This is a genomic window from Bradyrhizobium sp. (genome assembly GCF_027451485.1).
GTDB lineage: Bacteria > Pseudomonadota > Alphaproteobacteria > Rhizobiales > Xanthobacteraceae > Bradyrhizobium.
Map to the genome: position 1 here is coordinate 1 of NZ_DAIDJE010000095.1, position 7,401 is coordinate 7,401.

Genomic DNA, 7,401 nt, shown 5'->3' on the forward strand with positions numbered 1-7,401 from the left:
GCCGCCGCTGCCTTGCTCGGAAGCCTTGCCGCGCAGCGCGCTCTGGCCCAATCGGCCAATATGACCTTCTTCGTCACTTCGGCTGGACCCGGCAAAGGCGCCGATCTCGGTGGCCTCCAGGGCGCCGACAAGCATTGTGCAGCGCTGGCGGCCGCTGCCGGCGCGACCGCCAGGACCTGGCGCGCCTATCTCTCGACGCAGGCCGCCGAGGGCAAGCCGGCCGTGAACGCGCGCGACCGTATCGGCAGGGGGCCAGGGCAGAACGCGAAGGGCGTGGTGATCGCGAAGAATGTTGCCGATCTGCACAGCGCTTCCAACAATCTCACCAAGCAGACGTCGCTGAGCGAAAAGGGCGAGGTGATCAACGGGCGCGGCGATACGCCGAACCGCCACGATGCGCTGACCGGGTCGCAACCAGACGGGACCGCCTTTGCGGCAGGTGACGATCGGACCTGCAGGAACTGGACGAGTTCGACAGAAGGATCCGCGATGGTTGGTCATATCGATCGCATCGGGCTGCGGGACGACGACGCCTCGAAGTCCTGGAACTCTTCGCATCCCTCGCGCGGGCCGGAGGGCGGCTGCTCGCAGGCCGACCTCCGAAGCACCGGTGGCGACGGCCTGTTCTACTGCTTCGCGGCGAACTGATTTTTGCGAACTTACTACCGTTTTCCGCGGAGAGGAAAGGTGCGCCGGGACCGTCATGCGCGGCAGTTCGCTCGCGTTCTTAATCCCGAGTGGCCCTGCTTCGGCCGTGATGAGCTTGGCGAGCGACGGGATATCTTCAAGTCTCTGTCGAGCGGCGAGTTGGATTTGAGTGCCTGGCACTGAGTAACGGTTGGCGAGGTCTCCAGCATCTGCTATCGGTCGCAACCGAACCGCATCGTAGCCTTCAGTGAACAAGATCACTGTGTCAGGTGCGTCGGTTGCCCCGCCGGGCTCCGCTCCGTTGCCCAGCAGAAACGGCACTTCTTGTTGCACAAACCCATTTGGCGCCAACGCAGCAACGCTGTTGCCAACGAACAACCGGCCGAGCATCGGTCGAGCTTCGACGATCGCGGCCACAGCCCGATCAGTGGCGGCCTGCTGCGCGAACGATGGCGGATAACGCCTCAGGAATAGGCAGGTGTCCCGGATCATGGATCCCGATCCCGGGCAGCAAACCTGACGCCAGCACCACGGCGAAGCCGGCGACAGTGCGGGCCGGATCGGCTTCTCTCCTTGCTCGGCACCATTGTGACGTTACGCCGAGGAGCGGCCAACCCAGCGCGATGAGAAACGGAAAAGCGTGGAATCAAAAAAGACATCTCCCGTGACCAAAAACCGTGTCGGGCGCCCGGCATATTGCGCGAGATCAAAGCGGCTGCCCGGGGCTTTGGCGAGCATTCTTCCATTCCATGGAGAATGCCTATGGTAACTCAATGGGAAACGCTCAACTTGGAGAACTCGACGGATGTCGTGTTCTGACGAATATTTCTTGGCGGCCGATTTGGTCAAGGAATTGGACTCTCGCGGCGCGCGCACAGTCGGCCCCATTTCCGACCTGCATACAGCGCAAGTCCAAATGTCTCGCGATGGTTTCGACGTGGCGGTGATTGATGTCAAACTTGGAGACGAGTTTGCGTGGTCCATCGCCGACAGGCTTATGCGAGAAGATATCCCCTTCATCTTCGTGACAGGTTACAGAGCCGCAGACATGCCTGAACGCTTTCGCTCCATAACAACTCTGGAAAAGCCGTGCGATATGTCCAGCCTCTCTGAGGGGATTCGGTTGCTCTGTCCTCTTTCAAAGGCGAAGCATTTCAAGTCGGCGCGTAGGCGGCGTTCTCCCAGCCAGGAATCAGGCGGCGACCGTCTCCGGTGCGATCGCGCTGGCCGGCGCCGGGTCTCGGGCAAAGCGCGCGGCGGCTTCGATCACGCTCGGCAATTGCGCCACCGCGACAGGCTTCGCGAACAGATAGCCCTGGCCCTTGGCGCAGCCCGCACGCGCTAGGAAATCCCACTGCGCTTCGGTCTCTATGCCCTCGGCCAGAACCGGCATATTCAGGCTTTCGCCGAGCGCAAGCACGGTGCGGACGATGGCGGCGGCCGCCGCGTCATGCGGCAGCCGCTTGACGAACGTCTGGTCGAGCTTGATCTTGTCGAACGGAAAGGCGTGCAACGTCGCCAGCGACGAATAGCCGGTGCCGAAGTCGTCCATCGCGACGGTGACACCCATGGCCTTCAGCTGACGCAGGATATGCAGTCCGCGGCTTTGGTCCGACATGATGGTCGATTCCGTGACCTCGACCTCGAGTCGTGACGGCGACAATCCGGTTTCCTCGAGAATGCCTTGGATCATCTCGGCGAGATCCTCCCGCCCGAACTGCACCGGTGACAGGTTGACGGCGACGGTGCCGGGAATGTTGCCGAGGGCAGCGTCGCGGCAGGCGGCGCGCAGCGCCCATTCGCCCATTTCCATGATCGCCCTGGTTTCCTCGGCAAGCGGAATGAATTCACCCGGCGAGATCATGCCGAGCTTGCCGTGCTTCCATCGCATCAATGCTTCGGCGCCGCAGATCCTGCCGTCGCTCAGCGAGGTCTGGAGTTGATAATACAGGAGTAGCTCGTCACGCCCGGTCGCATAGTCGAGATCGCGGGCGAGCGCGCGGCGCTTGCGGGCGCTGTCGTCCATCTCGCGGCTGTAGGCGCAGATCGAACCGTGCTGCGTGCTCTTGCCCCGCTGCATCGCGAGCTTGGCGTTGCTCAGGAGCTGGTCGCGCTCGGGCGTATCGGTCGGGAACACCGAGAAGCCGATCGAGACCGTGAGATCAAAGGCATGACCCTGGACGATGAACGGCGCGGCAAAGGCCCGCGCGATGCGCTCCGCAAAGGCTTGCGCATCGTGCGGATGGTTGCCTGACGCGGTTAAGGCCAGGAATTCGTCGCCGCTCTGGCGCGCCAGGAATTCGCGCCCCCTAAGCTGCTTGCGCATGCGGTCGGCGGCCTCGATCAGCAGGAGATCGCCCGCGCCGTGACCGTAGAGGTCGTTGATGTCCTTGAATCCGTCGATGTCGATCGAGAAGGCGGCGAGCTTGTGCGCATTTTCGTGGGCTTCGGCGGCATCGAAGGCGAGCCTCTCGTTGAAGGCTATGCGGTTCGGCAGCCCGGTCATCGCGTCGCTGAACGACAATTGATGGATGCGATCGGCGGATTCCGTGCGCGCACGCAGATCGATCACATAGGTCGAAAAGCCGTTGCCGATGACGAGGAGAACGGTGCCGATCACGGCGACTGCAAGCAAATTCGCCGACAGCAGGTTGGGCGGCAGCGCAACCGAGGCGTCTGGCACGGCGGAGGTCGTCGCAGCAAGCGTATAGTGCACGGCGCAGATCATGCAGGCGAACGAGACCGCCGCGCCATGGCGGCACCAGCGTGTGACCGGACGGTTGGCGCGGTTGACGGCAAGGATGCTGAAGCCCAGCGCAGGCACGGCCGTCAGCGCGATGCCGTAAGGAAGCCATTCCAAGCTGCCCTGGATGTGCCAGGCCTGTAGCGCGATGATATGCATGGCGAGGATGCCGATGCCCATCACGAGGCCGCCGGTCTCGGGCGCGAGCGTGAAATGACGGCTCCCGATTTCAAAACCGAGGAGGCAAAAGATGATGGCGGTGACGAGTACCGTGCCCGCCGCCAGCGGTTCGAACCCGCTGGCCATCAGCGGATCGAGCGCAAGGATCGAGACAAAGGTCGACGCCCATAGCGCTGCGCCGGTGACTATCGACGCCATCAACAGCCAGCCGTGGCGCGTGGTGCCTTTGGTGGCGCGCGCCCGCGCAAAGTGGCGCATGCCGACCCAGCTGCCGAACAGGCAGACGGCGCCCGCAAGCAGTACGAGAATCTGTTCACAGGCAAGGCTGTAAGCGGCGGAGTAGACCATGGTGCTTTCCTCTGGCCCAACCTACGGCCGGCAAGTTGACCCGCGAAGGGCTTACCGCTCGGAAATCGCGCCAATCAGGCGCACTTCGCGAAATAGCGTTGAAATTTTGTAAGAAACGCCGACGAAAGACGGGCGTTGTTGGGGGGAAATACGCTCTTGTTGCCGTCCGCTTTAACGGCCCGTTAACTGGTCTCGTTGGGCCAGAAACAACCCCCCTCATCCTGAGGAGGGCGCCGCTTGCGCGTCTCGAGGGGCCGTACTCGCCTCATGCTTCTCCTGGCGATGCGAAACATCGTCAAGCGACGGCGCGTATTTTTGTGCCGTTCGCTAAATGCCTCGCTTACACTCGGCCTGCCCGGGCACGCGCCTCCTCACCATGAGGGTTTTGATGCAGTAAGCAGAAAGGCTTCCGCCGATGCGATACGAACTCTATTACTGGCCTTCGATCCAGGGCCGCGGCGAATATGTCCGTCTCGCGCTGGAAGAGGCGGGCGCCGACTATGTCGACGTGGCACGGCAGCGCGGCGTGCCTGTGATGATGCGAATGATGGAGGAGGGCGCGACGCCGCCGTTCGCCCCGCCATTCCTCAAGGCCGGCAAGCTGGTAATCGGACAAACCTCCAACATCCTGTTCTATCTCGGCGCACGACACGGTCTGGCGCCGAAGAGCGAAGGCGGGCGGCTTTGGCTGCATCAGCTTCAGCTGACGGTGACGGATTTCGTGGTGGAGGTGCACGACAGCCATCATCCGCTCGGCCCCTCGCTTTATTATGAGGATCAAAAGGCGGAGGCGAAGAAGCGTACGCGCGAATTCTGGAAGGAGCGCGTGCCGAAATACCTCGGATATTTCGAAGATCTGACGGCGAAGAGCGGCGGCAGCTGGGTCACCGGCCGCAAGCTCACTTATGTCGACCTCTCGCTGTTCCAGCTCGTGGACGGGCTGCGCTACGCCTTCCCGAGGCACATGAAAGCCTTCGAGCCCGAAATTCCGAAGCTATGCGCGCTGCACCATCGCATCGCGGCCCGGCCGAAGATCGCGGCCTATCTTGCCAGCGATCGCCGCATTCCCTTCAACGAGGATGGCATCTTTCGGCATTACAAGGCGTTGGATGTGTGAGCCGGTTTTTGAATGTCAGATCCAAACTCCACGAGATATTTATATTTGCTGGCGGTCCTGTGATTCCAACATTTGCAAAAGCGTCTGCTGTGACCGGAGGCCAGTGTTGGAGGCCGACCACTCGTATGCGGTTGGTGCCAATGGCGGGCTGAAGAGCAACTCGCCGATTACTGCGATCCCAGGGCTGGCCGCCGCGCCTGGTTCAGGTGTCGAGCCTTGTCCAGATTGCGGGCTCTCTCCAGCTTCGCAGCGTCCGGCAAGAGGGTCGAAGCGAGATCAGCGCCTGTGAAATCTGCGCCAGTGAGATCGGCGTTGGATAAGTCGGCCCCCGAAAGGTCGGCATGGCTGAGGTTGCAATTCGTCAGATTGGCGTCCTGCAGCTTCGCAAATTCAAGATCGGCGCGCGAAAGATTGGCGCCGCTCAGATCCGCCTTCGTGAGATCCGCGGACTTGAGCACGCCACGCATCATGCCCATCGATTGGTTGCGCATGTCGGCGCTCAGATCGGCACCTGCAAACTTAGCTCCGATCAGGCTGGCACCGGAAAGGTCCGCAGTGATGCGCGCTCCGCTGAAATCGGCGCCGTCAAGCCTGGCGCGTTGCATCTGCGTGCCAAGCAGCGATGCCTTGACGAGGGACGCCCCCGTCAAATCGGCGTCGATGAGCCAGGCCTGGTTCAGGGTGGCCCGATCGAAGCGCGCGCGCTTCAGGCTGGTCCGGTTGAACTTGACCAGTCGAAGATTGCCGCCGGAGAAATCGAGGCCGGAGAGATCGAGATGCGACAGCCGCTTTCCCTGCAAATCCAAGGCGCGCTGACTTGCGGCATCACGGGGCGCCGCCTTCAGGAGGGCCTCGACCTCGGCGCGCGTCATTTCCGAGGTCGACATTTCGGGACTGTTGAGGTCGACGCTGCGCAGCATGTCCTGCGCGAGGGCGCCGACGGAATCAACCAGCAGCGCACTCATCAACATAGAAGCGGCAAGGGCGAGACGGGACAGCATCACTATATCTCCGCTTTCAGGTGACGCGCATTCTTGCATCCTGCAGCCTGCCCTGACGATCGGTTCTTGTTTTGTGTGGTGTCCCGGAACGCCCGGGGATTCTACCCGTTCCGGCCATCGATCGGCGTCATCTTGAGGCTCGCAAGATCGATGCCGTCGATGCAGTTGACGTTGAGCGCAATCACCGGCGTGCCGTCTGCCTTGTTGCCGTGGGCAAAAACTTCGACGCCGCAGTCATTGCACGACTGGTGGCGGATCGCGTGCTTGTTGAACAGATATTCCTTCAGGTTGTCTTCGCCGGCACGCAGCTGAAACCGCTCCGGCGCCACGAAGGTGAAGTGCAGGCCGCGTTTGGTGCAGATCGAGCAATTGCACGCGGTCACCATCGAAAGATCGGTCGTGCATTCGAAACGCACCAGGCCGCAATGGCAGCCGCCGGTCAGGGTTTTGCTCTCGGCCATCGGTCTCACCATACTCCGGGGAGGAGACGATAGCGCACCCGCACGGCATAGTCAGCATAGCCTGATAGGCCCGTCATCAGTGTCCGCTCCTCGATGCGGATGCGGATGGCAAAGAAAACAGCGAAGATCGGCGAGATCGCGGTCCCCCACCATGATCCCAGGAGCAAGGCGGTGCCCACCATGAACGGGATCGCGCCGCTATACATCGGGTGCCGCACAAACGCGTATGGCCCGGTGGAAATCACGTGGTGACCCCGCTCGGACTGGACCTTCACCACCGCCGCCGCAAAGGTATTTTCCATGAATACCCACTGGATGAAGGCGGAGGAGGCAATCAGCAGCACGAGGCCGGGCGCCTGCCACGCCACAGCCATCCGGCCTGGATGAAAGCGCTCATCGAGACCCATCGCGATGAACCAGATCAGATACACCGGGAAGAATACCGCAAGCAGCTTCTTGTCCGCGGAGGGCTGGTCTGCCTGGATCGGCGAGCGCATTCGCTCCGCCAGGAGTCCCGGGTTTTTCCTCGCAAGCCAGCCTCCGAAGCCGAGGGCGACAGCGACCATAAACAGGAGGAAGACCCACGCGCCGCCCCAGTGCAGCGTGCCCGCGGGCACGAACAGCAGCACGGCGAAGCCAAGCAGCCAGGCAAAGGTCTGAAACAGCCATTTCGCGATCATCAGCGGTCCTCCCGTTCAGGAGACAGCCAAGGATCGCGCGATTTTTCGGCAAACGTGCGGCGAGCGAACGAGCTCTGCGCTCAGACGAGTTGATCGACCCGCGTTCCCTGTCCGGGCGGGAGCGGCGGCGGAGCCGGCGGCTGGGCCGTGCTGGCGTCGTCGCCCGGGCTGGTGTCAGGCGTCACGACGGCCGAAACGATCGCAGCCGGTCCCGTGTTGCCGT

General features: G+C 62.4%; 6 protein-coding genes. 2 read left to right on the forward strand and 4 right to left on the reverse strand.

Annotated elements, in window-relative coordinates:
* The coding region (locus tag NEZ08_RS12615) for a lectin (protein WP_367278411.1) at positions 1-648 on the forward strand (648 nt) is incomplete at its 5' end.
* 1,192 nt (positions 649-1,840) lie between these two features.
* Here the strand turns inward: NEZ08_RS12615 and NEZ08_RS12620 are convergent.
* Positions 1,841-3,919 carry an EAL domain-containing protein gene (locus tag NEZ08_RS12620; protein ID WP_298107266.1) on the reverse strand — a complete coding sequence of 693 codons (2,079 nt, stop codon included), beginning with the start codon at positions 3,917-3,919 and terminating at the stop codon, positions 1,841-1,843.
* Between the two features lie 415 nt (positions 3,920-4,334).
* Here NEZ08_RS12620 and NEZ08_RS12625 point away from each other — a divergent pair, with 415 nt between their 5' ends.
* Positions 4,335-5,036, forward strand: coding sequence for a glutathione S-transferase (locus tag NEZ08_RS12625; protein ID WP_298107267.1), 702 nt, complete (start codon positions 4,335-4,337; stop codon positions 5,034-5,036).
* 167 nt (positions 5,037-5,203) lie between these two features.
* On the opposite strand, the gene NEZ08_RS12630 is transcribed toward NEZ08_RS12625, so the two are convergent.
* The 3 genes from NEZ08_RS12630 to NEZ08_RS12640 form a co-directional block, all read right to left on the reverse strand.
* Positions 5,204-6,037 (reverse strand): pentapeptide repeat-containing protein, encoded by an 834-nt coding sequence (locus NEZ08_RS12630; RefSeq protein WP_298107268.1) that lies wholly within the window; start codon positions 6,035-6,037, stop codon positions 5,204-5,206.
* A 101-nt stretch (positions 6,038-6,138) separates the two neighbouring features.
* On the reverse strand, positions 6,139-6,498 hold the full coding sequence (locus tag NEZ08_RS12635) for a GFA family protein (RefSeq protein ID WP_298107270.1): 360 nt from the start codon (positions 6,496-6,498) through the stop codon (positions 6,139-6,141).
* Between the two features lie 5 nt (positions 6,499-6,503).
* Positions 6,504-7,178: an isoprenylcysteine carboxylmethyltransferase family protein gene (locus NEZ08_RS12640; protein WP_298107272.1), complete on the reverse strand. Its 675-nt coding sequence runs from the start codon at positions 7,176-7,178 to the stop codon at positions 6,504-6,506.
* Between the last annotated feature and the right edge of the window lie 223 nt (positions 7,179-7,401).